This is a genomic window from Roseivivax halotolerans (assembly GCF_900115815.1).
Lineage (GTDB): Bacteria > Pseudomonadota > Alphaproteobacteria > Rhodobacterales > Rhodobacteraceae > Roseivivax > Roseivivax halotolerans.
Map to the genome: position 1 here is coordinate 94,733 of NZ_FOXV01000002.1, position 24,640 is coordinate 119,372.

Here is a 24,640-nt window from a genome sequence, read left to right on the forward strand (position 1 = left end):
GCCCCCATGTCGGATCTGAACGTCGCGCTGATCATGCGGCTCGTCGATCGGGTGACGGGACCGCTCAAGGATATCCAGGGCGAGCTCGGCCAGGTGGAGCGGCGCACCAACCGCTTCGCCAAAGCCGGCGTCTTTGCCGGCAAGGCGATGCTCGGCATCGGCGCGGCGGCTGCCACCGGTACCGCCGCTGCCATCGGCCAGGCTGCCTCGATGGAGGATGCCTGGTCGGAGGCGAACAAGACGCTCGAGATGACGCCCGATCAGCTCGAAGCGCTCAAGAACGGTGTCGCGGGCCTTGCGACCGAGATCCCGATCGCGACGCGCGGGCTTGTCGAGATCACAGGGGTTGCGGGACAGCTCGGCCTACGCGGGCGCCAGGACGTGCTGGCCTTCACCGAAGACGCTGCCAAGATGGCCGCGACCTTCGATGTCACCGCCGGGCAATCGGCGCAGATGATGGGCTCCTGGCGCGAGCAGATGGGCTACACGCAGGACGAGGTGCGCCGGCTCGCCGACCAGATCAACTATCTCGGCAACACAACCGCGGCCGACAGCGCCGGCATCGCCTCATACACGACCGCCGTCGTCGGCATCGCCAAGGAAGCCGGCATGGCCGAGGAAACCGTGCTGGCGCTGGGCGCATCGATGATCGCCTCGGGCCGCGCGCCCGAAGTCGCGGCGACGGGTCTGCGCGCATTCATGCGCACCATGACCGAGACGGCCGATGGGATGTCGAGCGCCGAGGCGGATATCGTCAAGAAGATCGGCCTCGCCGATGAATGGTCGAGCATCCAGACGCAGTTCTATACCGATGCCGAGGGCGCGATCCGGCGCGTCGTCACGGCCATCGAGACCCTGCCCGAGGCAGACCAGAACAACGCGATCTCGAAGCTATTCGGAGAGGAGGCCGGGCGCGCGCTCGGCCCGCTTCTCGGCAATGTCGAGAACCTCGAGAAGGCGCTCGGCCGGATCCCGCAGATCAAGCTCGCCGATGGCTCGATGCAGGCCGAGTTCGAGGCGCTCTCGGACGATGTGGTCGACAATTGGCGCAAGGTCCGCAACGCGCTTGGCGAAGGCGTCGTGGGTTACGGCGATACCTTTCTCGATCCGATCAACGATGCGCTGCGATCCACGCTCGACTTCCTCACGACGCTCGACGAGCGCGTGACCGTCTTCGACCGGCTGGGCACGAGCTGGGACGGGTTCATGGCCGGGATCGGCGGTGGTCAGGGCGCGGCGCTTCTTGAGCGGCTCGCCGAGATCCGCGCGGCGATCGGCGCGTTCGTCTTCGGGACAACGGATGGCGATGCCGGCGAGGAACTGGCGGGGATTTTCCAGAAAGCGGAAGCCGCCGGCGTGCGGGTCTCGGAGGTGATCGGGGATATCTCGGAGTTCAGCTCCGCGATCGCCGAGGGGGATTGGCGGTCCGCGCTGGGCGATGTCCGCGCCTTCTTCGCTTGGTTGGGCGAACTGGTCCTGCCGAGCTTTCTTCTCGATCCGTCTGTGCCGGAAGGGCTGCAGACCTTCGTTGACGGCTTTACCGAGCCCTTCGAGCGGGCGAAGGCGCGGCTCGGCGATGCCTGGGATCAGCTCGGGCCGGTTCTCGAGAACTACCGGCGCATCTTCTCCTCGATCTGGGAGCTGATGAGCGGGCTTGGCAGCTCCGGTGAGCTCGATGCCTCGATGGCGGGGCTCGATACGATCAACCGGATCCTCGGCACGCTGCTTGGGTTTGCGGTCGAGGGCGCTGCGCGCGGGATCGAGGCGATCGCGCGCGGGCTCGAAACGATCACCGGCACTGTCGCTGCGCTTCTTGAGGGCGACTGGGCGGGCGCGGGCCGCGAGATGCGCGAATGGTTCGAATTCCTGGACGATCTCATCATCCCCGATCTGCCGGATCTCGGCGCGGTGCTCGACGATGCGCTCGATTTTGCCTGGGCCGATGTGCTGCCCGACTGGGACTGGGGCAAGATCATCCCGGAAATGCCGAGCCTTGCGGATCTTCGAGGCATGTTCTCCTTCGGCGGCGAAGAGGTCGATGCCGCGAAGGCCGAGATGCAGGCGGCGCTTGATGAGGCGCGCAAAGCGGCCAATGGCGACTTCATTCCCTTCGGCCGTGAAGACTTCACCCTCGGCCAGGACCTGGTCGCGGAGATCGAGGCGGGCTCGCTCGAGGTCGAGGCGGCCGTCTCGCGCCTGAGAGACGCGCGCGCGACGCTCTCTGAGGATGACCGGGACCGCGCCGAGGAGATGATCGCGATCCTGGACGGCATCGAGGCGCGCCGCGCCACGCTCGACGTGCCGATCGAACTGCCGCCGCCGACCCAGATGCCGACCATCGCCGATGTCGCGGCCGATGCCGAAGACGTGGCCGACCTCGAGCGCAAGATCGCCGCCGTCACCGAAGCGGCCGAGGCGCTGCCGCCGGAGATCCGGGCGATGGTAACGGATGTCGAGGGGATCCTGTCGGGGCTGGATTTCACGGGGCACGGCCAGCGCATGATGAACACCCTCGCCGAAGGGATCCGCGCCGGCACGGCCGAGGTCATAGCCGCAACGCAGGCGATGGCAGCGCAAGTCAGCGCCGCGCTGCCGACAAGCCCCGCCGTGACGCTCGCGGCCGAGACCGCCTCGGTGCCCGTTCAGGCGCGCGCCGCAGGCGGCGACTTCGGCCCCGGCTGGCTTCTGACCGGCGAAGAAGGCCCCGAGCTCGAATACCGCAGCCGGGGCGGGTTCATCGCCCATCACGGCCAGCTGCAAGAGATGGTCGCGATGTCGCGCGAGGTTGTGCAAGGCATGACCTCGATGCCTGCTATTGCCTCCGCAAAGCCCCTCCTCTCGTCCCGCGCCGGCGGCGCCGCCCGCGAGACCCGCGTAAGCGTTGGCGACATCCATATCCACGCCGCGCCGGGCATGGATGAGCGCCGCCTGGCGCGCGAAGCAGTCGCCGAGCTCCATCGCCGCGCTCGCGACGACGATGACGACGCGCTTCACGACGGAGGGCTCTTCGATGCTTGATCTCGTGATGATGGCGCTCGGCAGCTTTCGCTTCGGTCTGACCTCGGGCGACTACCAGACCTTCCGCCGCGCCGCGTCCTACCGCTGGGAGAAAGTTGATCGCATCGGCCGTGCGCCCGCGCTCCAGTTCGCCGGCCCCGACACCGAGACGATCTCGCTCTCTGGCGTGATCTATCCCAGCTTCGCCGGCAGTTTCCGCCAGGTCGAGCAGATGCGCCTTCAGGCCGGGCTCGGCCTGCCCTTCATGCTCACCGACGGGATGGGCTTCATCTGGCAGCGTTGGTGTATCGCCTCGGCCGAGGAGACCCGCACCGTCCTTTTCGCCGACGGCGCCCCGCGCAAGCTCGAATTCTCCGTCGAACTCATGGCCTACGGAGACGATTTCCTATGACCGAGTATCGCACGATCGACGGCGACATGATCGATGAGATCGCCTTCCGCCACTACGGTCGCCAGGACATGGTCGAGCGGGTTTATGACGCCAATCCTGGGCTCGCCACGCGCGGTCCGGTCCTGCCTTCGGGCGTGATCGTCTTCCTACCCGAGGCGGATCCGCGAACGGTGAACGTGCCGATCCGGCTCTGGGGGCGCAGCGCGTGACACCCGATTTCGAGCTCCGCGCCGATGGCGACGACGTCACGGCGATGATCCGCGATCGGCTGATCTCGCTCACCGTCACCGACGAAGAAGGCCTGAAGGCCGACAAGCTGAGCTTCGAGCTCGACGATCGGGGCAACCTCCTCGCCGTGCCGCCGGCCGAGGCGCAGCTCGAGCTCTCGCTGGGGTTTCGTGAGACTGGCCTCACCCGCATCGGCACCTTCGTCGTCGAGCGCCGCTCCGGCCGGGGCATGCCCGATACGATGTCGATCGACGCCAAGGCGGCCGACATGTCGAGCCAGATCCGCGCCCCGAAAACCCGCGCCTGGGAGAATGTCACGCTGGGCGAGATGGTAGAGACGATCGCCGGTGAGGCGAACCTCACACCGACAGTAGGCGAGGACATCGCGCCGACCTTCTATACTTACGTCGCGCAGACAGCCGAGAGCGACTTGCACCTCCTCACGCGCCTTGCAGCCGTCCTCGACGCCACCGCGAAACCCGCCGACGGCCGACTTGTCGTTGTTCGTCGCGGCACCGGTACCGCGGCCGACGGCACGGCCCTGCCAGTGATCGCGCTCCTGAAGCGGGAGTTTCGCAGCTACGACTGGGCGCTCGGCGAGCGCGGCAAATACAAGAGCGTCACGGCCGAGTGGAGCGAGACCGGAACTGCGACGCTCCACAAGGTGACCGTCGGCAGCGGCAAACCGGAACGCCGCCTCCGCCATCCCTTCGGGAGCCAGGACGAGGCGCAGCGCGCCGCCCAGGCCGCCCTCGATCGCGCGGAGCGCGGCAATACCAGCGTCTCCGGAGAGCTCGGGGGCTTCTGGCCAGGGCTCTTCGCGGGCGGGCTCGTCGAATTCCCGGATCTGCGCGCAGAGCTCGGCGGGCGGTTTCACCTGAGGAGCGTGACGCACGTTTTAATGCGGACTTTAACGACCCGTTTCGAGGCGGAGATCGCAGGCCCAAAAGAGTGAAACCGCGATTTGCCATCCGCGTCTATGCCAGCTAGCGTCTTTTGATCGAGTCGGTGTGATGTATGAGCAGCTATCTTGAACTTGCAGAGACTGTGCTTCGGCTCGAGCGTCGGCCTCTCAGTGCCCGTGCCCTTCTGAGAAGGGCGTACGAGCATGATCTGGTACCAACTCACCTGTATGGACAAACCCAAGAGAAGACACTGCAAGCGCGCCTAAGCGAAGACATCCTGCATCAGCGGGAGCGAAGCCGTTTCTTTCGTAATTCTCCCGGACGGTTTTTCTTGCGCGAGTTCCTCTCCGATTCCTCAGTTCCACCGGAGTATCGACGTGAGATGCGCGCAAGACGCCGCACACGAGATCTTCTGCGCAACTCAGCTCTCGGAGTGTCCAAAGAATGCGTCGAGAGCTTGACTGACGGATCGCAGATGGACCCCGGGGCGACGTTGGAGAAACTCCAAGATGAGCATTGTTACAGGTACCTGAACCCTCGCGAGATCGATGAGGAATGGGCTTTGGTTTGGTCGATCGCCGTCGTACGCCGCCGATCGAAGATACTTACTTATCGTACAGGCAGGTATAGAGACGATCGCGATAGTTTCGCGCACAAGCGTTCAATCTGTTTCGCGGGCTTAGTCGCAGAGGACGACAGAACACTCTTTGATTGGATTGGTCTCGGGATCGTTGAGTGCGCCCTGACTGCTGCCTCCACAGACCTGAACGTCCCGATTGACCAACAGAACGACCCCGACAATTTGGGCTCGATGTTTCTTCATGAGTTTAAGAGCTTGTTCAAGACGTACCGCAAAGGTCGCGTAGAGCTGCTTGCCCTCGTTGAAATCATAGCGCCCGACTGGTTCGAACCCGCGGGCCCAAGATTGTCTATCAACGATCTTGGCTGGATGGACCCTTGCGCTTTAAACAACATCTCCGATTTCGACCCTTGGTCGCAAGTTCTTCTAGAAAACGTTTTTGGATCTAAAAATGCCGCCAACCGCAGGCAAAGGCTTCATTCAGGAACTTGAGGCTGAATTACTTAAAGTATCAATAGAGTCGGGTGACAATCCTCGTGTAAAGCGCGCACTTCAGACACTGTGCAAGCTCTATTGGGATGGTTCTCGGCTCATGCCACAAGGCCGGCAGAGTCTCGAGCCAACCATCCTCGGCGCACTGGTAAGAAGCGACTCCGACGAAAAAGTTCGCCGTTGGTCATTGAGTGCCCTAGCGCAGCTGGGTCGTCCTGAGGTCAGTTGGTCGCCGGTTCTACAAGCAATCATCCAACATGAACATGAACCGCAGGTCGTATCCGCGGGCATTGCCGCGGCATTTAAACTAGATGGAAAAGCAGCATTTCGAGAGCTCCAGGCAAAAGATATTGTTTCGCCTGAGTTTCTTGCAATTTCTGCGATGCAAACGGCACCGCACTCACTTTTTGAGGATAACCCTCCAAGCTTAAACGTTGAGGAAGCAAGTGTAACAACGCTTAAACTCTCTCTCATACTGGTTGGGTTGGAACGTGCGCCCGAGAACCTATTTCATCCCAAATATCAAAATAACGAACTCATCCGAAGCCTGAGCACTCATCACGATCCGCTTGTTTCCCAATACTCAATTTGGGCCGCATCTGAAAATTCTAGTCTGGGTGTCTTGGATGTTTCTGTCGATGTCAAAGACATTGAGCAAATGCCTCCAAATATACGCTCATACATCTACCGTCTCTACGCATCAAACAAAGAGCCTATACCTCTGCAGAACGACGTTATTGAGGCGGCATCTACCGATAAGGATATTGAGGCGCGACTTGGAGCGGCAATAGGCTTACGAGACAATGCTTACGATGGAATTGGTCCAATCGTGCTAGACTGGTTCTACGATGAGGAAGACACGGAGGTGCAGAAATATCTACTTGACCATATATCACGCCAAGCAGAACGCATCAGCGACTACCATGCACATGTACCCAGCCTGTTTTCTAGCTTTGAGAACGACCAAACTATGCGACAAGTCATGCTCAGCGCTACACAGGGCACCGATCTTTACAAGACGCTCAGACAGATGGAGTACAGAGAGAATGACCTTTTCTCAGGAGGAAACACAGTGACGAACAATATCAACATCAACAACTCTGGAAATATGTCTGGCACGTCACTCTCTGGACAGGGTGACATCGATGCTTCCAGAGCTTCCAACGTTGCAAATTCTGGCACTATGAATTGGGAACAGGGCTTGTCTGCAATTTCTGACGCCCGAGAAATCATCAAGGACGCACCACTTCCTCCAGACATGCTTGAAGCAACACAAAGCGCTCTAGATGAAGCTGAAAAAGCGCCCTCGGAAGTTACATTCAAATCTGCAGCGGATTCACTTGAAACATGCGAAAAGGCGTTGGGAAGCATCAACGGAATGGCGGAGAAAGCGACAAGTCTCGCAGGAAAGATCGCATTGATTTTGAAAGTGATAGGCCTTTAGCGCGCCGGAGGATGGGTGAACACCATATCGACGAGTGCAAAATCGCGGATCTCATTTTTCTCGAGGTCTAGAGCCTGCATGAACCATTGGGGACCCGAATGCCACTCGCTCTCGCCGAACCAGATCCTTTTCGGAAGCACGCGCCTAGTACTCTCAGTCCCGCGCCAGTTCCGGTAATTGAATACCAACTCTTGAGATTGGTGAACTTCTGCCATCGACATGGTGTCCTGTGCCCTGCCTGAGATCGTTTTGATGTTCTTTTTGCATCGCACGAGGTGGCTGAAGCCGCAAGTTCTGCTTGCTCACGTTCAGTCATCTTGGCGTACTTCAGCCAAGGCTGGCGAGTTTGATGACACTTGCTGCAAACTTCGATGCAAATCACTGCAAACTAGCGCGCGAAGCTACAACGCTCCACGAATTTACATCTCGCGCGACATATTGCTTCGGGGTAATCCTGTGCGCGGTCACGAAAAGGGCCGCAGCTACTGGGAGCGTGGGACATGATTAACGAATTCAAGGATTTTATCGCCAAGGGCAATGTCATGGACATGGCCGTCGGCATCATCATCGGCGCGGCCTTCACCGCGATCGTCACCTCGCTTGTCGGCGATCTGATCAACCCGATCATCGCGCTCTTTACCGGCGGGATCGATTTCTCCGGGTGGTTCTACACGCTCGACGGCTCGGACCAGAGCTCGCTCGACGCCGCGCGCGAAGCCGGAGTGCCGGTCTTCGCCATCGGCTCCTTCCTGATGGCCGTCATCAACTTCCTCATCATTGCCTTCGTCGTCTTCATGCTGGTCAAGATGGTGAACCGCGTGAAAGCCGCGGCGGAAAGACCCGACGAGGTCGTCCCGGAAGTGAAGAGCGGCCCGTCCGAGCTCGATATCCTGATCGAGATCCGCGACGCTCTGAAGCGCTGATCACAAGACGCACCTCTCGAGCGGCCCGCCCCGCTGGCGGGCCGTTTTTTATGCGTGGGGCGTTGTGCGCGCGGCATGGCTTGCGTATCAGCCTCGCAGGACATGCCGCAGGAGGCCGCCATGACCGAGACGACACGGATCGCCGCCTTCTCCGTCCTCGTGGGCATCGCCGTGCTCGCGATGAAAACGCTGGCCTGGTGGGTCACCGGATCGGTCGCGCTTCTCTCCGACGCACTTGAAAGCATCGTGAACGTCGCCACTGCGCTTGCGGCGCTCCTGGCGGTCCGCATCGCCGAGCGCCCCGCCGATGACGGTCATCCTTACGGCCACCACAAGGCGGAGCTGTTTTCCGCGACGCTCGAAGGCGTCCTCATTATCCTCGCCGCGCTGTTCATTTTGCGCGAAGCCTGGGCCGCTTGGGCGGAGCCGCGTGCCATCGCCGCACCGGCTCTCGGAATTGCGATCACTGGTATTGCCAGCGTCGTCAACGGCCTTTGGGCGGCGTATCTCGTGAGCGCCGGGCGGCGGCTCTCCTCCCCGGCGCTCGGGGCGGATGGGCGGCATCTCTGGACCGATGTGATCTCGTCGGCGGGCGTGATCCTCGGGATAGGCCTTGCGCTTGCCACTGGCTGGCTCTGGCTCGATCCGCTCCTGGCGGCGCTTGTGGCGGTCAATATCCTCTGGTCCGGCGCGAAGGTGATCCGCGGCTCGGCGGACGAGCTCATGGACGCCGCGGTGCCCGCGGCCGACCTTGCACGGTTGCGAGAGATCATCCACGAGAACGCGGACGGCGCGCTCGAGGCGCATGACCTGCGGACCCGCAATGCCGGGCGCGCGACCTTCGTCGAATTTCACCTGATCGTCCCCGGAGAGATGAGCGTCCTCGACGCCCACGCGATCTGCGACCGGATCGAAGCCGCGCTCAAGGCCGAGATCAGCGAATGCACCGTGACCATCCATGTCGAGCCCGAGCACAAGGCGAAGGCGAGCGGGATCGTGATGACCTGATCTCAGCGGGCGGGCAGAGCGTCGCAGCTTTCGGGCAGCGCCGCGTTCGGACCTTGAAACGCACCGATGCGGCGTGTCGAGAGCGCGTTACCGTCAAAGCTCACCGCCAGCACATCGCGCCAATTCGCATCCGAAAGGACCAGCGCCGGGCGTCCCTCGCAGAGCGCCGCACCACCGAAGATCGTGTCCCATCCGATCCGGTGATTGCTGACACCCGAGAGCGCCGCGACTTCGCGGAGGCCGCCACTTTCGAGGCGCAGGAGGCGCAAGACGCGCGCAAGGTGCGGTCGGTCCACGTAAGCGATCTCGATCCGCCCGTCACCGTCAAGATCGGCCACACCGGCAGGTGCAAGCCAGCGGTTCGTCTGTCCGATGAAAGGCGTGCGCGCGAGTGGCGAAAGACGTCCCTCTGAGACCTGCCAGATGGCAAGCCGCGCTCCGCGCTCTGCATGGGTCTCGACCGTGATGATCTCCGGCGTGCCGTCGCCGGTCACGTCGGCGAGCCGGGGCGCGGTATCCTCGAAGACCATCGGCGCATCCCAATGCACGCGAAGAGACGTGCCGCCGGACAGCGTGACGACCAGATCTTCGTATTCCACCGCGTCGCCCAGAACACCATGCGCGTAGCGCGTCGTCGGGCTGTCGTAGCGCGCTGAAACGATTGTCTCCGCGGCAGCCGGACCCGCGAGCGTCGCAAGAACCAGGGCCGCCGCGAGAGGCCGCATCAGATCTGCTTTTCAGGCATCTGCACGCGCAGCCCGTCAAGCGCGTCGCTCACCTTGAGCTGGCAGGTCAGGCGCGAGCGCTCGGGATCGGGCTCATAGGCGAAATCGAGCATGTCTTCTTCCATGTCCTCGCGCGGCGGCAGCTTGTCCACCCAGGCGGGGTCGACATAGACGTGACAGGTCGAGCAGGCGCAGGCGCCGCCGCAATCGGCCTCGATGCCAGGGATGCCGTTGTCGCGGGCGCCTTCCATGACCGTGAGGCCGTTCTTCACGTCGACGACGTGCTCTTTTCCGTTGTGCTCGACATAGGTGATCGTCGCCATGATCCTGTCTCCTCAAAATTCATCCGGTCTTTCCTAGCAAGACTGCGCGCGGGATAAAGACCTTATCGTGCGCGGGATTGCGTCCGCCGATATTTGTTCTATATTTGTTCCCATGCAGATCGTCGCGCCCCGCACCGAGGCCGGATGGCCCCGCCCGCCCTCCTGCCTTGTCGCCAGCCGCCTCGAGGAGCCGCCCCAGGGTGCGCGTATCGCCGTGGCGGGGCTCGTGATCCTGCGGCAGCGTCCGGGAACGGCGAAAGGCGTGATTTTCCTTACGCTGGAGGACGAAACCGGCGTCGTGAACGTCATCGTCTGGCGCGCGATGTACGAGAAGTTTCGCCGCGCGGTGATCTCGGGACGGATGCTGCGGGTCACCGGCCGGCTTCAGCGGGAATCGAGTGTGACGCATGTCATCGCCGAGGAGATCGAGGATATCTCGTCCCTGCTCGACCGCCTGCTCGATCCGCCCGAGGCGCTTTCACGGAGCGGCGAAACCGGGTAGGCTTGCGCGCAAGCGACAATCCGAGGCCCGAGCAGCCCGATGACACCGATCCTTCTGCGGACATTCTGTCTTGCCGCCGCCCTTGCGGCGGCCGGGTGCACTCCGCTCGATACGGGCGAGGACGAACAGCGCCCGGATTTCAACACGATGGGCCTTGGCGACGACGATTCCCGGCCCGCCCCGGGCGGCGGCTGCGTTGCGACCGAACGCACCGATCCCACCTACAAGGAGGTGCCGCGCCAGGTCGAGGTGATCCCGGCCGAATACGGAGCGGACGGCGTCCTGGTGAACCCGCCGGTCTATCGCAATACGAGCGTGCGCCAGATCGACCAGGAGGGAACGGTCCTCCGCTTTCCGGCCCCCTGCCCGCCGGTCTACACCCCCGAATTCATCGCCTCGGTGCAGCGGGCGCTCGCCGCGCGCGGGCTCTATTCAGGGGCGATCACCAGTCAGCTCGACCAGGGAACCCGCGCCGCGATACGCACATATCAAAGCGCGCGCGGGCTCGACAGCGACAAGCTCGCGCTGGAGACGGCGAGAGACCTCGGGCTTGTCGCGGTCGAGCTTGAGGACGCAGGCACCTGAAACGAAAGAGAGCGGCGCAGATCGCGCCGCCCTCCTCTGGCAGACATATATTGCCTGCGATCAGTCCTCTTCGTCGATGCTGAGCGCAACGAAGCGTGGATCGCCCGAGCGGCGCACCAGCAGAAGGAGTGACGTGCGTCCCGCATCGCGCGCCTCGTCGATCCGGTCCTCGAGATCGGCGATCTCCGCCACCCGCGACTGACCCGCCTCGGTGATGACATCGCCTTCGCGAAGTCCCTTTTCCCAGGCTTCCGACGTATCGTCGACGCCCGTCACCACCAGCCCCTCGGTGCCTTCGTCGAAGCTGTATTCCTCAGCCAGATCCGGCGAGGTCGGCGTTAGCGTCAGGCCGAGTACATCGGCAGAGGAGGGCTCTTCGGGCTCGGCCTCGGGCGCGCTCTCGGTTTCTGCGCTTTCAGCTTCCTCGCGGCGGCCAAGCGTAACCATCAACGTCTCGGTGGCGCCTTCGCGGTTGACGACCACACGCACGGTCTTGCCAACCGCGGTGTTGCCGACCTGACGCACGAGGCTGCGCGTGTCTTCGACATCCGTTCCGTCGAACCGCACGATCACATCGCCCGAGAGCATCCCGGCTTCCATCGCCGGTCCTTCGGGAACGTCCGTCACCAGCGCGCCGGCGGTGCTGTCGAGGTCCATTGCCTCTGCCACGTCTTCGGTCACGTCCTGAATACGCACGCCGAGCCAGCCGCGGCGCGTCTCACCGAACTCCCGGAGCTGGTCGACGACCCGTGTGACCACGTTTGAGGCCATCGAAAAGCCGATGCCGATGGAGCCGCCGGTAGGCGACAGGATCGCCGTGTTCACCCCGATCACGTCGCCCGAAAGATTGAAGAGCGGGCCGCCGGAATTGCCGCGGTTGATGGCGGCGTCCGTCTGGATGTAATCGTCATAGGTGCCTGACAGCGCCCGGTTGCGCGCGGAAACAATGCCCGCCGAGACCGAGAAGCCCTGCCCGAGCGGGTTGCCCATCGCGACGACCCAGTCGCCAACGCGGGCCGCATCGCTGTCGCCGAACGTCACGAACGGCAGCGGCGCATCGGCCTCGACCTTCAGCAGCGCGATATCGGTGTTCGGGTCGGTGCCCACGACCTCGGCGGCCAGCTCCTCGCCGGAGAAGAACTCGACGAGGATCTCGTCGGCGCCCTCGATGACGTGGTTGTTCGTCACCACATAGCCGTCTTCAGAGATCACGAAGCCGGAGCCCAGAGCAGAGGACCGGCGCGGCCGGTCGCCCGGACCGTTGCGGTCCTGGAACTCGCGGAAAAAGTCCTCGAACGGGGAGCCCTCGGGCACGATGCCTTCCGGCACGGTGCGCCCTTCGACCATCGTTTCGGTGGTGATGTTCACCACGGCCGGGCTCACCCGGTCGGCAAGGTCGGCGAAGCTGCGCGGCGCGTTGCCTTGCGCGGCGGCGAAAACCGACTGCGCGAGGATAAGCACCATCGACAGGCTTGCGAGCCAGAAATAGCGCAGCGCGGGCTGGGACCGCGCGTCTTCCCTACGGGCGATGGCATGGGCGTGAGAGGTCAAGGCAGTCTCCCTTTTGTGATCCGGTCCGAGGGCGGCCTCTGCCGGGCAGCGCGCCTCCATTGTCGCAAAGATAGGCCCTTTCGCGGCGGGCTCAAAGGCCCATCCGCAGGGTCAAGAGGTTGTGAGGGACACGCCCGCTAGAACGCGGCCCAGAGAATGACGATTCCCGTCGCTGCGGTCACGAGACCGAGCGTTCGCCGGGTCTCGATCGGCATGGCGGCCAGTGCTTCGAGCAGGCGCTCCACAAGCGAAGGGGCCAGCGCATAGGCCAGCCCCTCCACGATCAGTGCGCCTGCGAGCATCACCAGGATGATGTTCGCGTCCATACTCGCCGGCTCAGTTTGTCGGCTGCGGATCGCTTTCCTGCGTATCCGTCGCTTCCGGTGTCGCCTCGCCATCGTCCGGCTCGGCACCGAGCGGCACGTCGGTCGTCTCGTCCATGGGCTCCTCAAGCGAGCCGTCGTCCCGAACCGGGCCCTGACCGTCCCCGTCGGGGTCGATCTGGTCGCGGGCGCTGTCCGGCAGATCCGGCGAGATCTCGGTTTCGGGGGCCAGCTCGCGCAGGCGCTCGATATCGGTATCCGAGATTTCCACCGCCGAAAGACCATCGGCGCGGATCGCATCGAAGAGCGGACCGACGAAGGCGCTGTCGGGCGAGATCACCAACGTCGAGTTGTCCCGCTGAAGCGAGCGCTCAAGCGCCGAGAGAGAGCGATAGAAGGAGAAGAACTCGGGGTTGTCGCCGAAGGCCTCGGCATAGACCCGGTTTCTCTCCGCATCAGCTTCACCGCGGACGATCTCCGCTTCCCGGCTCGCGTTCGACGTGGTTTCGACCACGGTCCGGTCGGCTGCTGCTCGAACGCGCTGCGCCGCCTCGTTACCACGTGCGATCTCGTCCGCCGCCTCACGTTCACGCTCTGCCCGCATCCGCGAGAAGGTCGCATCGAGGTTCTGCTGCGGCAGGTTCGTCTGCTTGAGCCGGACGTCGACGATCTGCAGACCAAGACTATTGGCCTCGTTGCGAGCCTGCTCGCGAATGCGGAGGGCAAGGCTCCGGCGCTCTTCGGAGAGGATCGTGTCGGAGGTCACCTGGTCTGCACCCAGAACCTCGCGGATCTGCGCGTTCAGGATCGAGGACAGACGGTCCTCGGCGGCACGGATACCGCCGACGCCCGTCGCCTGACGGAAGCGCACGACATCCGCGATGCGGTAGCGCGCGAAGGCGTCGACGACGAGACGGCGGTCATCGGACGGCGTCACCTCGATCGTGTCCGTGTCGAGCGACAGGATTCGGTCATCGTATTTCACGACTTCCTGGATGAACGGCACCTTGAAGCCGATCCCCGGCTCTTCGCGAACCTGCTTGATTTGACCGAACTGCAGGACCAGAGCCTTCTCGCGCTCGTCGACAATGAAGATCGCAGACAGGATGCCGACAAGCGCCAGAATGACGACACCGATGAAAAGATTGAGTTTCGTCATCAGTTCGACCCTCCACCGCTTTGGGTCTGCGTACCTCGGTTGCGCGACAATTCATTCAGCGGCAGGTAGGGAAGCACGCCCTGGCCGTTGCCACCGTTCTCCTGGTCGAGCACGATCTTGTCGATGCTGCCGAGCGTCCGTTCGATCGTTTCGAGATAGAGGCGGCGCTGCGTGACTTCGGGTGCCTGATTGAATTCCTGCGCCACAGAGATGAAGCGCGACGCTTCACCGATCGCTTCGTTCACGACCTGCGCGCGGTAGCCTTCCGCCTGCTCGAGCGTCTGGGCGGCCTGACCGCGAGCTTCTGCGAGAACGCGGTTGGCATAGGCGTCGGCCTGACGCTGGAGCCGGTCGCGTTCCTGTTCGGCCGCCTGGACTTCGCGGAAGGCGTCGATCACCTCGGCGGGCGGGTCCGCCTGGTCGAGGTTCACACGAACGACATTGATGCCGGATTCGTATTCGTCGAGCGTCTCCTGAATATTCTGAAGCGCCGTATCGGCGATCAGACCCCGGTCCCGGTTGAGGATCGGCGCAAGGTTCGACGCGGCGATGATCTCGCGCATGACCGACTCGGAGACCGCCTCGACGGTCAGCTGCGGATCGCGGATGTTGAACAGCAGCATCGCCGGATCCTTGATGTTCCAGACGACCTGGAACTCGATATCCACGATGTTGGCGTCTGTCGTCAACATCAGCCCGTCATCGTTCACTCCTTGGCGCTCACCGATATTCTCGGTCCGCTCGGAGGTGACATTGATCACCTCGTAGGTGACGAGCGGCCACGGCGCGAAGTTCAGACCCGGATTGCCTGTCGACGAATACTCGCCGAGGAACAGCTCGACCGACTGTTCTTCGGGCCGGACGGTATAGAAACTCGAGAAGAGCCAGACCCCCAGCACGATGGCGCCGCCGATCATCAGCGTGCTGCGGCTGAAGCCGCCGCCACCGCCGCCGGAGCCGCCACCGTTGTCGGAGCCGCCTTTGCCGCCCATCAGCACGCGAAGGCGCTCCTGACCCTTGCGGACCAGTTCATCGATCTCGGGCATCTGGTTATTGTCCGGGCGACGTCCGCCGCCGCCACCGCCTTGAGGGCGCTCGGGGCCGTTATTGCCGCCTCCCGAGCTGCCGCCGCCGCCCCATGGGCCGCCGCTATTCCCTGCCATCTGCTTCCTTCCCTTTGGACACAGTATTTCTCTTCACTCTAACTGTGCAGCTTGAGCCATATTTCAAGCTGTTCTGACCGGTTGGCGCATCGTCACCATCTCTTCGGCCATCGTCGGATGCACCGCGCATGTGCGGTCGAAATCCTCTTTGGTCGCGCCCATCTTCACCGCGATGCCGGCGAGCTGGATCATCTCGCCCGCATGCGGTGCGACGATGTGACAGCCCAGAACGCGCCGCGTCTCCTTGGAGACGATGAGCTTCATGAGCACCCGGTCGGGCTTTCCGGCGAAGGCCGAATGCATCGGGCGGAAGGAGGTGCAATAGACTTCGATCTCCTCCTGCTCGGCCGCCTGCGCCTCAGTCATCCCGACCGAGCCGTATTCAGGCTGCGTGAAGACCGCCGAGGGGATCAGGGCATGATCGACCGGCGTCTTGTTGCCTTTGAACACGGTCTCGACGAACGCCATCCCCTCGCGGATCGCGACGGGCGTGAGGTTCACCCGGTCTGTCACGTCGCCGATGGCGTAGATCGAGGGCACCGAGGTCTGGCTGTATTCGTCAACCTCGACCTTGCCACCGCGACCCAGTTTCACGCCAACCTCCTCGAGGCCCATGCCATCCGTATTGGGCTTGCGCCCCGTTGCGAACAGCACCGCATCGAAGATTTTTTCGCGGCCATTGGTGGACTTGACCCAGATCGGGCCTTTCTTCGAGGTCTCCGAAGGCTTGCCGGTCGACCGCATGCCGCTGTCGCCCACCAGCGCGCCCGCGTCCTCGACCGGAGCGCCCATATGCGCTTCATCGGCGTCGGTGTAATCGGCATCCTCGGCGCAGCGCATCTCGACGATGTTGGTGCCGGTATGAATGTCGATCCCGCGCGTTTCCATCGCATCCGCGATCAGCCCGCGCGCCTCGTCGTCGAAGCCGTTCAGGATCTGCGCGCCGCGAATGTATTGCGAGACCTCGACGCCGAGCCCGTGCAGGATACAGGCCATCTCGCAGGCGATATAACCACCGCCGATGATGAGGATGGATTTCGGCAGGTTCTCGAGGAGGAAGATATCGTCCGAGACCATGCCAAGATCGGAATTCACCATGTCAGGCCGCACGGGGTGGCCGCCATTGGCGAGCAGGATGTGCTTGGCGGTCTTGGTGGTGCCGTCCGCCAGCTCGACCGTGTGAGCGTCGCGCAGCTTGGCACGCATGTCGAACCGCTCCACGTTGGAGCCATCGAGAAGCTTCTTGTAGACGCCTTCAAGGCGGTCCAGCTCCTCGCGCAACTGTGACGAGAACTGTTGCCAGGAGAAGGTCCCCTCCTGCATCGACCAACCATATCCCTGCGCCTCTTCGGCAATCCCGTGGAATTCGGAAGCGAAGACCATGAGCTTCTTGGGCACGCAGCCCCGGATCACGCAGGTGCCGCCGTAGCGGCTCTCTTCGGCCAGCGCCACGCGGGCCCCGGCTTCACCGGCCGCCACGCGCGCCGCGCGCACACCGCCCGATCCGCCGCCGATCACGAAGAGGTCGTAGTCGAATTCGCTCATGCATCACCCCTATTGCCGTCGCGCCCGAGGGTAGATCACAGGCCGACCGGGAAGGCCAGACGCAAGGGGTGCGGCGCGGGGTCCGGGCCGCGGTGTCGGATGACCTACCGCTGGAGCGTGCGGGACGACCTGCGCGGCGCGCAAATCACGGCGCGATCCTCGGTGACGCGGGCGGGTTGTCCGCCCGATGCCCTCAATCGCCGAGGTCGCTGAAGAGGTTGTCGTCCTCGACGAAATCGAGCCGGTCCGTCTCGACCGTACCTTCATTGATGTCACGCGTCTCAACGCGGCCATCGCCGTAGCCGATGATGACCTTGTCGCAGATGTCGATGAAGAGCCCGTTCTCCACCACGCCCGGCATCTGGTTCAGCACCAGCGCCATCTGGCGGGGATTGCCGATCCGCCCGAGATACAGGTCGATTATGTAATTGCCCTCGTCGGTGATGAAGGGGCGCTGTCCGCTCATGCGGAGCGAGCTTTGCCGGCCCATCACATCCATCGAGATCAGCGTCTCTTCCAGAAGCGCCTGGGTTGTCTGCCAGCCGAAGGGCACGACCTCGACGGGCAGCGGGAAGTGTCCCAGCGACGAGACTTCCTTGGCGGCATCGGCGATCACGACCATCTGGTCGGACGCGGTCGCGACGATCTTTTCCTGCAAAAGCGCGCCGCCGCCGCCCTTGATGAGGTTCAGCTCGGGGTCGAACTCATCCGCGCCGTCGATGGTGAGGTCCAGCCACCGCGCCTCGTCAAGCGAGATCACTTCGATCCCGACCTCTCGAGCCAGCTCTGCGGTGCGGGTCGATGTCGGCACGCCCCGGATCTCGAGCCCGTCCTCGCGCACCATCTCTCCGAGGCAGCGGACAAGCCAGGCGGCGGTGGAGCCGGTTCCGAGGCCGACGCGCATTCCGTCCTCGACCAGGTCGGCGGCGGTCTTGGCGGCCACGTACTTGGCCTTGTCGATGGGGGAGAGCTCTCCGGTCATGGGGCGTTCCTTCATAGCAGCGTCGCCCTTATAGGCCGCGGGCGCGCATGGTGCGAGAGGCAATCACCCATTGCGCCCGCATGTTTCAAATCATCGACAATGTGCCGCTTTTCGTCAGGCCCCCTTGCACCTGTCCGGCTATCCGTGCCGGGATGTACTTTCACGAGGCAGGAGCCGACGTCGATGTTTCTATCCGTCTTCGAGATGTTCAAGGTCGGGATCGGTCCGTCCTCGTCCCACACGATGGGTCCGATGGTGGCGGCAGCGCGGTTTCTGGACGCCATGCGGGCCTCCGAATACCGTTTCGCCGGGGTCCGCGCCTCCTTGCACGGCTCCCTCGCCTTCACCGGCGTCGGTCATGCCACCGATCGCGCCGTCATCCTGGGTCTCGCCGGCTTTGCGCCCGACACCTATGATGCGGGTGAGGCCGAGGCGGCGCTGGCCCGGATCGCCGAGGAAAAGACCGTCACGCCCGAGGGTCTGCCGACACTCGCCTTCGACCCCAAATCGGATCTCGTCTTCGACTACGACGAGGCCCTGCCCGGCCACGCCAACGGGATGCGGATCGCGGCGACCGACGCGCAGGGCGATACGCTCCTGCAGGAAACCTACTACTCGGTAGGCGGCGGTTTCGTTCTGACCGAGGCGGAGCTTGCCGCCGGGAAGGATACCGATGACGGCCCGGCCGTTCCCTATCCATTCAAATCCGCCGCCGAGATGCTGGACATGGCGCGCGCCTCGGGCCTCTCCGTGGCGCAGATGAAACGCGCCAACGAGCTGTCGCGCCGTCCGCAGGCGGCGCTCGATACCGGCGTGGCCCGCATCTGGGAAGTCATGGAAGGCTGCATCGACCGCGGGCTCGAAGGCACCGGCCATTTGCCGGGCGGTCTCAACGTGCGCCGCCGCGCGGGCGCGATCCGCGAGGCCCTCGAGGCCGAACGCGGGCTGAACCTCACCGCGCCGCACACGATCAACGACTGGATTTCGACCTACGCGATGGCGGTCAACGAGGAAAACGCCGCGGGCGGACAAGTCGTGACCGCGCCGACCAATGGCGCCGCGGGCGTGGTGCCCGCGACCATCCGCTACTGGCTCGATTTCGTGCCGGGTGCGAGCCGCGAGAAGCTGCCGGACTTCCTTCTGACCGCGGCCGCGATCGGCGGGCTTGTCAAATACAACGCCTCCATCTCGGGCGCGGAAGCGGGTTGCCAGGCCGAGGTCGGATCGGCCTCGGCGATGGCTGCGGCCGGGCTCTGCGCCGTGATGGGCGGCACGCCCGAGCAGGTGGAGAACGCGGCCGAGATCGCGCTCGAGCATCATCTCGGCATGACCTGCGATCCGGTGAAGGGCCTTGTCCAGGTGCCCTGCATCGAGCGCAACGGGCTCGGCGCGATCAAGGCGGTCTCTGCGGCCTCGCTGGCGCTGCGCGGGGACGGGCAGCATTTCGTGCCGCTCGACGCCTGCATCGAAACGATGCGACAGGTCGGCGCGGACATGTCCGAGAAATACAAGGAGACCGCGCTCGGCGGGCTCGCGGTGAACGTGCCCAATTGCTGATTGCCCCCGTATCGCCGCGCTCGTAACCTCGGCTTGGTTCAGTGAGGCGAAAGGCGACGCATGACCTCCGAGACGGATGTGTCCGGCTACCGGCAGATGCTGATGATCCGCCGCTTCGAGGAGAAGGCGGGCCAGCTCTTTGGCATGGGCCTGATCGAGGGGTATTGCCATCTCTGCATCGGTCAGGAAGCCGTGGTTGCCGGGCTCGAGGCGGCGCTCCGCAAGGGTGATCGCCGCACCGCCTCCTATCGCAGTCACGGCCATATGCTGGCCTCCGGCATGGACCCGGCCCGGATCATGGCCGAGCTACTGGGACGGACGGACGGATATTCGCGTGGCCGCGGCGGCTCGATGCACATGTTCAGCCCCGACGACGGCTTTTTCGGCGGCCACGGCATGCTGGGCGCACAGGTGCCTGTGGGTGCGGGACTGGCCTTCGCCGATCGTTACCGCAAGACCAACGCGATCACCGTCGTCAGCTATGGCGATGTCGCCGCCGATCTGGGGCACGTGGCCGAAACCTACCGCCTTGCCGCGATGTGGTCGTTGCCGCTGCTCTTCGTGATCGAGAACAATGCCGAGGCGAGCGCGCCCAAGGGCATGTGTCTTTCGGACCGGGCGGCAGCTTACCGCATCCCGATCTCGCGGGTGGACGGCATGGATCTGCGCGCGGTGCGAGAGGTCGCGCTCGATGCGGCCTTGCATGTGCGCGCCGGCAAGGGGCCGTGGCTGATCGAGGCCGCGACCTTCCGCTACCGGGGGCACTCGATGGCCGATCCCGCGAAATACCGCACCCTCGACGAGATGCAGCGCGTGCGCGCCGAGCGCGACCCCATCGCCCGCGAACGCGAGAAACTTCTCGAAGAGGGCGCCACGGAGGCCGAGCTGCGCGAGATCGACGCCGAGGTGAAGGCGCTGGTGAACGAGGCCGCAGACCGCGCCCGTGCGAGCGACAGCCCCACGCTTGGCGACCTTGCCCCACACATCGCTGCGGAGGTCCGGCACGATGGCGCATGAGATCCGCATGCCGGCGATCTCGCCAACGATGGAGGAAGGCCGGCTCGCCCGCTGGCTGATCTCCGAGGGCGACCACGTGGAGGAGGGCGACGTCATCGCCGAGATCGAGACCGACAAAGCGGTGATGGAGTTCGAAGCGCCGCAAAGCGGCGTGATCGAGCGGTTTCTCGTGGCAGAAGGCGGCGCGCCGGTGGCCGTCGAAACTCCGATCGCCGTTCTGGCAGAGAATGCAGACGCCGCGGCGGAGCCCGTGCCGGATGCGCCCGCTCCCCGGTCTCAGCGCAAGACGCCGCGCAGCGGGGCGCCGCGCCAGACTGTGCGGGAAGCACTGCGCCGGGCGCTCGCGGAAGAGATGGAGCGGGATGCCGACGTTTTCCTCATCGGCGAGGAAGTCGGCGCGGCGCAGGGAGCCTACAAGGTCAGCCAAGGCCTCATCGAGCGCTTCGGCGCGGCGCGCGTCGTCGATGCGCCGCCGACCCATTCCGCGCTGATGGGGCTCGCGGCGGGCGCGGCATTCGCCGGGCTGAGGCCAGTGGTGGAAGTGCTGAACGTCTCCTACGCGCTGCAGGCGCTCGACCAGATCGTCAACACCGCCGCGATGAGCGAGGCGATGTCGGGCGGGGCGGTGACCTGCCCGCTCGTTCTGCGCGGACCGCAGGGCGGCGGCGAGCGCATGGGCGCGCAGCATTCGCATGACCTTGCCGCATGGCTGGCGCATGTGCCGGGCCTCAAGGTCGTCGTGCCTTATGCCGCCGAGGACGCCCATGCCCTTCTTGTCGCAGCGATCCGCGATCCGGGCCCGGTCGTTCTTCTGGAAAGCGAGCGGCTCTATGGTCAAAACTTTCCGCTGCCCGATGACGAAGCGGAGCCCGCGCGGCTCGGTGCAGCCCGGATCTGGCGCGAGGGCAAGGATGTCACGCTGATCTCCTGGGGCGTCGCAATGGCCGCGACGTTGAAGGCGGCGGACACGCTTGCTGGCGAAGGTGTCGAGGCCGAGGTGATCGACCTGCGCTCCCTGCGTCCGTGGGACCGCGAGACCGTGCTGGCAAGTGTTCGCAACACGAACCGCGCGGTGATCGTGGAGGAAGGCTGGCCGGTCGCCTCCTTCAGCAAGGAGATCGCGACGACGATCATGCAGGAGGCGTTCGACGATCTCGACGCGCCCGTTGCAACCGTCGCGGCAGCCGACACGCCCCTGCCCTATGCCGGTGCGCTCGAGGACGCGGCGCTGCCCGGGGCCGAGGCGGTGCTGCAAGCCGCACGCGCGGTGCTCTACACATGAGCGTCGTGGAGGTCCTGGGCCGCGATGCGGGGGCCGAGGCCTATCGCGTGCGCGCCGAGGGCTGCGTTGCGCTTGTCCCCGAATTCCTGATGGAGAGCCTGCGTCCTGGCGCGCGGCCAAGCCACCAGGACGCCTATGAATGGATCGCAGCGCATCGCAGGGCGATTGCACGCGCCGTGGCCGAGCTGTCGCGCGGGGAGACACCGAATGCACCGTTCGACGTCGTGACCTTGACCGAGGGAGGGTCGTGACGGTGCGTGTTGCCGCCTCTCCCCTCGCGCGGCGGCTTGCGAGCGAGCGCGGTCTCGATCTCGCCGAAATGAAAGGCAGCGGGCCGGGTGGCAGGGTCGTCGCGGCGGACCTCGAAAGGCGGGTCGCTGCGACCGAGACGGGGCCCTTCGGCACCGCTCACGCCATCATCCTGCGCGTCACCGTCCCGGCCGATGCGGTCGCGGCGCACGAGGTCGCGCGGGATGTCTCGCGCCGGGACCTGCTGGAGGCCCTCATCCAAGACGCGGCCCCGCCAATGCGACGCTCTGTCCAGGTGATCGACTTGAGCTCCTACGGGATCGAAAGCCTTGATCCGCCGGTGCCTGCCGGACATGACGCCGCGCTTGGCGTCGGAGAGAGCCACGATGCGCGCGTCACGCTGACCCTGTCGGTCGCGCCCGGCGCGATAGGAACCGAGGATGCGGCGGCCTTTCTCGGCCGGATCGCAGGCCTTCTTGGCGATCCGGCCTGAGAGTGGCCGGGCCTTGCCGACCCGGCACGATCAAGCCCCGGAGCGCGACGCGCCCCGAGGCTACGAGGATCAGAAGTTGATCTGGAACGAGGTCTGGATGCGGTCGGTGTCGTAGGTGTCGCCGCCGAATTCCTCGCGCTCCCCGTTGAAGTACTCGACGCCCAGCGTCGCGTTCTCGAGAAGCTGGTACTCAGCATTGAGGTGAACCGAGCGCAGGCGTTCGGTATCACCCACCGCGCCGCTCTTGTTCTCACGCACGCCGTAGATGCCGCGGAAGGTCCACTTCTCGCCGACTTCCTGAGTGAGGCCCGCATAGGCGGATTCCACTTCGATCAGATCGCCGTTGGCGTCCACGTCGTCACCGAGGAACACCAGATAGGACGCAATGCCTTCGCCATAGGTATAGGCCGCATCGAAGGTCGCGCCCTGCCAGAGCTGCGCCGAGGTCGAGACGTTGACGCCGTAGAAGTTCTCGTCATCGCCCGTCTCGTCGTCGATAGAGCCGGTGATGCCCGAGAGGCGCAGCAGCAGGGGGTCGGTGTCGTAGGCCATCGCGGCCACGAAGACCGGATCTTCGCTGCCGGTGTTGTGATCCTCGATCGCGACCTCGCCCACGAAGCCGTTGCCGAACTCGTGAGTATAGCGCAGCTGTTCCTGCCGGGCGAAGGGGATGCCGACGACGCCCTGGAAATCGAGCGTGGACGGGTAGGACGAGAGCGGCATGAAGGTCGTCCAGTACTTGCCGACCCGGAAGCCGCCGAGTGTCGCGGTCGCGTGGCGCAGGCGCGGCTCGGCCTCGCCATCGGAGAACGCGCCATCCGCGCCGTAGAAGTCGAGTTCAACTTGTGTGCCGAGTTCGCCCAGCGCGGTCTGCGTCGTGGTGCGGAAACCGAGGCGCGTCTGGTTCACGGTGCCGGTGAAGCCACCGTCTCTAGATACAATGCGTTCATCGTCGTCATTCAGAACACCTAAACTAACGAGCCCGAAAGTCGTGTTCCCGAGATTGTAGTCGAAATCGTAGATGAAATCGGTCTTGAAGTAGCCGTAGAATTCGAGCGTCGTGTTCGGCCCGAGACCGAAAGACAAAGGCTCGTTCCCGCTTTCTTCGAGGGCCGCAACGCGGGCTTCAAGCTCGGCGATCCGCTGGGCGTCGGTGGTTTGCGCGAAGGCCGGCGCGCCGAGGCCGGCAGTCAGGGCGATAACCGCACTCGCGGCCGGGAAGGTCTTGCGGGAATTGGAATATGTCACGTCGTCTCCACTGTCATTTCGTTTCGGACAGCGGGTGACGTGGCGCGGCTCACGGCCGCGCACAGACCTTTCAAGAAAACGTGACTATTGGTGGCGTATTTTTATGGATCCGACGCTGTTCCGCCGAACAGATGATCCATGCTCACCGACGGCTGGTCGCACCCGGCCTCACCGACGATGCGCGCGGGCACGCCCGCGACGGTCTTGCAGGGCGGCACCTCGTCGAGCACCACGGAGCCGGCCGCGATCCGCGAGCAGGAGCCCACTCGGATATTGCCGAGCACCTTCGCCCCAGCACCGATCAGGACGCCGTCGCCAATCTTGGGGTGGCGGTCTTCTTCCTCCTTGCCGGTCCCACCCAGCGTGACGGAATGCAGCATGGAGACGTTGTTGCCGACGCGCGCGGTCTCGCCGATGACGATGGAGTGGGCGTGGTCGATCATGATGCCCCGCCCGATATGCGCCGCAGGATGGATGTCGACGCCGAACACCTCAGAGCAGCGCATCTGGAACAGGAACGCCAGATCGCGCCGACCTTGCCGGAAGAGCCAGTTCGCCACCCGGTAGGATTGCAGCGCCTGGAAGCCCTTGAAGAATAAAAGCGGCTGCAGGAAACGATGGCAGGCCGGATCGCGCTCATAGACGGCGACGATATCGGCCCGCGCAGCCAGTGCCAGCTCGGGATCGGACGCATAGGCCTCATCACAAATCTCGCGCAGGATCTGCTCCGAGATCTCGCCCGACGTCAGCTTCACGGCGATCCGGTAACTCAGAGCGCGCTCAATTGTCGGGTGATGCAGGACCGAATAATGGACCATGCCGCCCAGCAGCGGCTCCTCCTGCACGGCATCCTCGGCCTCGTCCATGATCCGGCTCCAGACCGGATCGAATTCGCTGAGGTTGGTCTTGGTCTCGGCCATCGCGGTCTCCTTTGCGGGCACGAGAAT

General features: G+C 64.3%; 26 protein-coding genes. 15 read left to right on the forward strand and 11 right to left on the reverse strand.

What is annotated here, in order from left to right; all coding sequences use genetic code 11:
* Nucleotides 1–6: 6 nt before the first annotated feature.
* From BM171_RS03295 to BM171_RS18670, 6 genes are all read left to right on the forward strand, one after another.
* The gene (locus tag BM171_RS03295; protein ID WP_093009404.1) at nucleotides 7–3,018 is read left to right on the forward strand and encodes a phage tail tape measure protein; all 3,012 of its coding nucleotides are present in this window, start codon (nucleotides 7–9) and stop codon (nucleotides 3,016–3,018) included.
* A complete protein-coding gene (locus tag BM171_RS03300) occupies nucleotides 3,011–3,409 on the forward strand; it encodes a phage tail protein (RefSeq protein ID WP_093009405.1) in 399 nt (132 codons plus the stop codon). Before BM171_RS03295 ends, BM171_RS03300 begins: the two co-directional genes overlap by 8 nt.
* Nucleotides 3,406–3,618: a tail protein X gene (locus tag BM171_RS03305; protein WP_093009406.1), complete on the forward strand. Its 213-nt coding sequence runs from the start codon at nucleotides 3,406–3,408 to the stop codon at nucleotides 3,616–3,618. The genes BM171_RS03300 and BM171_RS03305 overlap by 4 nt, the downstream gene beginning before the upstream one ends.
* Complete coding sequence (locus BM171_RS03310) at nucleotides 3,615–4,592, forward strand: phage late control D family protein (RefSeq protein ID WP_093009407.1); 978 nt, start codon at nucleotides 3,615–3,617, stop codon at nucleotides 4,590–4,592. The genes BM171_RS03305 and BM171_RS03310 overlap by 4 nt, the downstream gene beginning before the upstream one ends.
* 62 nt (nucleotides 4,593–4,654) lie before the next feature.
* On the forward strand, nucleotides 4,655–5,614 hold the full coding sequence (locus BM171_RS03315) for a winged helix-turn-helix domain-containing protein (RefSeq protein ID WP_093009408.1): 960 nt from the start codon (nucleotides 4,655–4,657) through the stop codon (nucleotides 5,612–5,614).
* The gene (locus BM171_RS18670; RefSeq protein ID WP_139218663.1) at nucleotides 5,574–7,058 is read left to right on the forward strand and encodes a HEAT repeat domain-containing protein; all 1,485 of its coding nucleotides are present in this window, start codon (nucleotides 5,574–5,576) and stop codon (nucleotides 7,056–7,058) included. Before BM171_RS03315 ends, BM171_RS18670 begins: the two co-directional genes overlap by 41 nt.
* Here BM171_RS18670 and BM171_RS19475 read toward each other — a convergent pair.
* Nucleotides 7,055–7,279 (reverse strand): WYL domain-containing protein, encoded by a 225-nt coding sequence (locus BM171_RS19475; protein ID WP_093009410.1) that lies wholly within the window; start codon nucleotides 7,277–7,279, stop codon nucleotides 7,055–7,057. The genes BM171_RS18670 and BM171_RS19475 overlap by 4 nt on opposite strands.
* 279 nt (nucleotides 7,280–7,558) lie before the next feature.
* Here BM171_RS19475 and mscL point away from each other — a divergent pair, with 279 nt between their 5' ends.
* Complete coding sequence (gene mscL, locus BM171_RS03330; RefSeq protein ID WP_093009411.1) at nucleotides 7,559–7,981, forward strand: large conductance mechanosensitive channel protein MscL; 423 nt, start codon at nucleotides 7,559–7,561, stop codon at nucleotides 7,979–7,981.
* A gap of 120 nt (nucleotides 7,982–8,101) precedes the next feature.
* A complete protein-coding gene (locus BM171_RS03335) occupies nucleotides 8,102–8,989 on the forward strand; it encodes a cation diffusion facilitator family transporter (RefSeq protein WP_093009716.1) in 888 nt (295 codons plus the stop codon).
* A gap of 2 nt (nucleotides 8,990–8,991) precedes the next feature.
* Here the strand turns inward: BM171_RS03335 and BM171_RS03340 are convergent, their stop codons facing one another.
* Together BM171_RS03340 and BM171_RS03345 are read right to left on the reverse strand one after the other, a co-directional pair.
* Nucleotides 8,992–9,714, reverse strand: a complete 723-nt coding sequence (locus BM171_RS03340) for an FG-GAP repeat domain-containing protein (RefSeq protein ID WP_093009412.1) — start codon at nucleotides 9,712–9,714, stop codon at nucleotides 8,992–8,994.
* Nucleotides 9,714–10,037, reverse strand: a complete 324-nt coding sequence (locus BM171_RS03345) for a 2Fe-2S iron-sulfur cluster-binding protein (protein ID WP_093009413.1) — start codon at nucleotides 10,035–10,037, stop codon at nucleotides 9,714–9,716. The genes BM171_RS03340 and BM171_RS03345 overlap by 1 nt, the downstream gene beginning before the upstream one ends.
* Before the next feature lie 112 nt (nucleotides 10,038–10,149).
* Here BM171_RS03345 and BM171_RS03350 point away from each other — a divergent pair, with 112 nt between their 5' ends.
* Nucleotides 10,150–10,539 (forward strand): OB-fold nucleic acid binding domain-containing protein, encoded by a 390-nt coding sequence (locus BM171_RS03350; protein WP_093009414.1) that lies wholly within the window; start codon nucleotides 10,150–10,152, stop codon nucleotides 10,537–10,539.
* Nucleotides 10,540–10,578: 39 nt separating this feature from the next.
* Nucleotides 10,579–11,124 carry a peptidoglycan-binding domain-containing protein gene (locus BM171_RS03355; RefSeq protein WP_245760175.1) on the forward strand — a complete coding sequence of 182 codons (546 nt, stop codon included), beginning with the start codon at nucleotides 10,579–10,581 and terminating at the stop codon, nucleotides 11,122–11,124.
* Nucleotides 11,125–11,184: 60 nt separating this feature from the next.
* Here the strand turns inward: BM171_RS03355 and BM171_RS03360 are convergent, their stop codons facing one another.
* The 6 genes from BM171_RS03360 to rpiA all read right to left on the reverse strand — a co-directional run bounded on the left by BM171_RS03360 (nucleotide 11,185) and on the right by rpiA (nucleotide 17,847).
* Entirely contained in the window at nucleotides 11,185–12,588 is a 1,404-nt protein-coding gene (locus BM171_RS03360) for a Do family serine endopeptidase (protein WP_245760185.1), read from the reverse strand.
* 224 nt (nucleotides 12,589–12,812) lie between these two features.
* Nucleotides 12,813–13,001, reverse strand: a complete 189-nt coding sequence (locus BM171_RS03365) for a DUF2065 domain-containing protein (protein WP_093009416.1) — start codon at nucleotides 12,999–13,001, stop codon at nucleotides 12,813–12,815.
* 10 nt (nucleotides 13,002–13,011) lie between these two features.
* Entirely contained in the window at nucleotides 13,012–14,157 is a 1,146-nt protein-coding gene (gene hflC, locus BM171_RS03370) for a protease modulator HflC (RefSeq protein ID WP_093009417.1), read from the reverse strand.
* Nucleotides 14,157–15,320, reverse strand: a complete 1,164-nt coding sequence (gene hflK, locus BM171_RS03375) for an FtsH protease activity modulator HflK (RefSeq protein ID WP_093009418.1) — start codon at nucleotides 15,318–15,320, stop codon at nucleotides 14,157–14,159. Before hflK ends, hflC begins: the two co-directional genes overlap by 1 nt.
* 63 nt (nucleotides 15,321–15,383) lie before the next feature.
* Nucleotides 15,384–16,865, reverse strand: coding sequence for an FAD-dependent oxidoreductase (locus BM171_RS03380; protein ID WP_093009419.1), 1,482 nt, complete (start codon nucleotides 16,863–16,865; stop codon nucleotides 15,384–15,386).
* Between the two features lie 193 nt (nucleotides 16,866–17,058).
* Nucleotides 17,059–17,847 (reverse strand): ribose-5-phosphate isomerase RpiA, encoded by a 789-nt coding sequence (rpiA, locus tag BM171_RS03385; protein ID WP_093009420.1) that lies wholly within the window; start codon nucleotides 17,845–17,847, stop codon nucleotides 17,059–17,061.
* Nucleotides 17,848–18,030: 183 nt separating this feature from the next.
* Between rpiA and BM171_RS03390 the strand changes: the two genes are divergently transcribed.
* From BM171_RS03390 to BM171_RS19430, 5 genes are read left to right on the forward strand one after another with little or no spacing between them, the layout of a single operon-like run.
* A complete protein-coding gene (locus BM171_RS03390) occupies nucleotides 18,031–19,404 on the forward strand; it encodes an L-serine ammonia-lyase (protein WP_093009421.1) in 1,374 nt (457 codons plus the stop codon).
* A 60-nt stretch (nucleotides 19,405–19,464) separates the two neighbouring features.
* The gene (locus BM171_RS03395; protein WP_093009422.1) at nucleotides 19,465–20,421 is read left to right on the forward strand and encodes a thiamine pyrophosphate-dependent enzyme; all 957 of its coding nucleotides are present in this window, start codon (nucleotides 19,465–19,467) and stop codon (nucleotides 20,419–20,421) included.
* Nucleotides 20,411–21,703, forward strand: coding sequence for a pyruvate dehydrogenase complex E1 component subunit beta (locus BM171_RS03400; protein WP_093009423.1), 1,293 nt, complete (start codon nucleotides 20,411–20,413; stop codon nucleotides 21,701–21,703). Before BM171_RS03395 ends, BM171_RS03400 begins: the two co-directional genes overlap by 11 nt.
* Nucleotides 21,700–21,954, forward strand: a complete 255-nt coding sequence (locus BM171_RS03405) for a hypothetical protein (RefSeq protein WP_093009718.1) — start codon at nucleotides 21,700–21,702, stop codon at nucleotides 21,952–21,954. The genes BM171_RS03400 and BM171_RS03405 overlap by 4 nt, the downstream gene beginning before the upstream one ends.
* Complete coding sequence (locus BM171_RS19430; RefSeq protein ID WP_425438934.1) at nucleotides 21,951–22,445, forward strand: E3 binding domain-containing protein; 495 nt, start codon at nucleotides 21,951–21,953, stop codon at nucleotides 22,443–22,445. The genes BM171_RS03405 and BM171_RS19430 overlap by 4 nt, the downstream gene beginning before the upstream one ends.
* 69 nt (nucleotides 22,446–22,514) lie before the next feature.
* Here BM171_RS19430 and BM171_RS03415 read toward each other — a convergent pair whose 3' ends face one another.
* Together BM171_RS03415 and cysE are read right to left on the reverse strand one after the other, a co-directional pair.
* Nucleotides 22,515–23,693 carry a DcaP family trimeric outer membrane transporter gene (locus BM171_RS03415; protein WP_093009425.1) on the reverse strand — a complete coding sequence of 393 codons (1,179 nt, stop codon included), beginning with the start codon at nucleotides 23,691–23,693 and terminating at the stop codon, nucleotides 22,515–22,517.
* 101 nt (nucleotides 23,694–23,794) lie between these two features.
* The gene (cysE, locus tag BM171_RS03420) at nucleotides 23,795–24,613 is read right to left on the reverse strand and encodes a serine O-acetyltransferase (RefSeq protein WP_093009426.1); all 819 of its coding nucleotides are present in this window, start codon (nucleotides 24,611–24,613) and stop codon (nucleotides 23,795–23,797) included.
* Nucleotides 24,614–24,640 lie beyond the last annotated feature (27 nt).

What these genes read in the sequence shown, in the direction of transcription:
- BM171_RS03295 (WP_093009404.1), top strand. Translation starts at nt 7, where the DNA reads ATGTCGGATCTGAACGTCGCGCTGATCATGCGGCTCGTCGATCGGGTG.
- BM171_RS03300 (WP_093009405.1), top strand. Translation starts at nt 3,011, where the DNA reads ATGCTTGATCTCGTGATGATGGCGCTCGGCAGCTTTCGCTTCGGTCTG.
- BM171_RS03305 (WP_093009406.1), top strand. Translation starts at nt 3,406, where the DNA reads ATGACCGAGTATCGCACGATCGACGGCGACATGATCGATGAGATCGCC.
- BM171_RS03315 (WP_093009408.1), top strand. Translation starts at nt 4,655, where the DNA reads ATGAGCAGCTATCTTGAACTTGCAGAGACTGTGCTTCGGCTCGAGCGT.
- BM171_RS18670 (WP_139218663.1), top strand. Translation starts at nt 5,574, where the DNA reads ATGCCGCCAACCGCAGGCAAAGGCTTCATTCAGGAACTTGAGGCTGAA.
- BM171_RS19475 (WP_093009410.1), bottom strand. Translation starts at nt 7,279, where the DNA reads ATGTCGATGGCAGAAGTTCACCAATCTCAAGAGTTGGTATTCAATTAC.
- mscL (WP_093009411.1), top strand. Translation starts at nt 7,559, where the DNA reads ATGATTAACGAATTCAAGGATTTTATCGCCAAGGGCAATGTCATGGAC.
- BM171_RS03335 (WP_093009716.1), top strand. Translation starts at nt 8,102, where the DNA reads ATGACCGAGACGACACGGATCGCCGCCTTCTCCGTCCTCGTGGGCATC.
- BM171_RS03340 (WP_093009412.1), bottom strand. Translation starts at nt 9,714, where the DNA reads ATGCGGCCTCTCGCGGCGGCCCTGGTTCTTGCGACGCTCGCGGGTCCG.
- BM171_RS03345 (WP_093009413.1), bottom strand. Translation starts at nt 10,037, where the DNA reads ATGGCGACGATCACCTATGTCGAGCACAACGGAAAAGAGCACGTCGTC.
- BM171_RS03350 (WP_093009414.1), top strand. Translation starts at nt 10,150, where the DNA reads ATGCAGATCGTCGCGCCCCGCACCGAGGCCGGATGGCCCCGCCCGCCC.
- BM171_RS03355 (WP_245760175.1), top strand. Translation starts at nt 10,579, where the DNA reads ATGACACCGATCCTTCTGCGGACATTCTGTCTTGCCGCCGCCCTTGCG.
- BM171_RS03360 (WP_245760185.1), bottom strand. Translation starts at nt 12,588, where the DNA reads ATGGTGCTTATCCTCGCGCAGTCGGTTTTCGCCGCCGCGCAAGGCAAC.
- BM171_RS03365 (WP_093009416.1), bottom strand. Translation starts at nt 13,001, where the DNA reads ATGGACGCGAACATCATCCTGGTGATGCTCGCAGGCGCACTGATCGTG.
- hflC (WP_093009417.1), bottom strand. Translation starts at nt 14,157, where the DNA reads ATGACGAAACTCAATCTTTTCATCGGTGTCGTCATTCTGGCGCTTGTC.
- hflK (WP_093009418.1), bottom strand. Translation starts at nt 15,320, where the DNA reads ATGGCAGGGAATAGCGGCGGCCCATGGGGCGGCGGCGGCAGCTCGGGA.
- BM171_RS03380 (WP_093009419.1), bottom strand. Translation starts at nt 16,865, where the DNA reads ATGAGCGAATTCGACTACGACCTCTTCGTGATCGGCGGCGGATCGGGC.
- rpiA (WP_093009420.1), bottom strand. Translation starts at nt 17,847, where the DNA reads ATGACCGGAGAGCTCTCCCCCATCGACAAGGCCAAGTACGTGGCCGCC.
- BM171_RS03390 (WP_093009421.1), top strand. Translation starts at nt 18,031, where the DNA reads ATGTTTCTATCCGTCTTCGAGATGTTCAAGGTCGGGATCGGTCCGTCC.
- BM171_RS03395 (WP_093009422.1), top strand. Translation starts at nt 19,465, where the DNA reads ATGACCTCCGAGACGGATGTGTCCGGCTACCGGCAGATGCTGATGATC.
- BM171_RS03400 (WP_093009423.1), top strand. Translation starts at nt 20,411, where the DNA reads ATGGCGCATGAGATCCGCATGCCGGCGATCTCGCCAACGATGGAGGAA.
- BM171_RS03405 (WP_093009718.1), top strand. Translation starts at nt 21,700, where the DNA reads ATGAGCGTCGTGGAGGTCCTGGGCCGCGATGCGGGGGCCGAGGCCTAT.
- cysE (WP_093009426.1), bottom strand. Translation starts at nt 24,613, where the DNA reads ATGGCCGAGACCAAGACCAACCTCAGCGAATTCGATCCGGTCTGGAGC.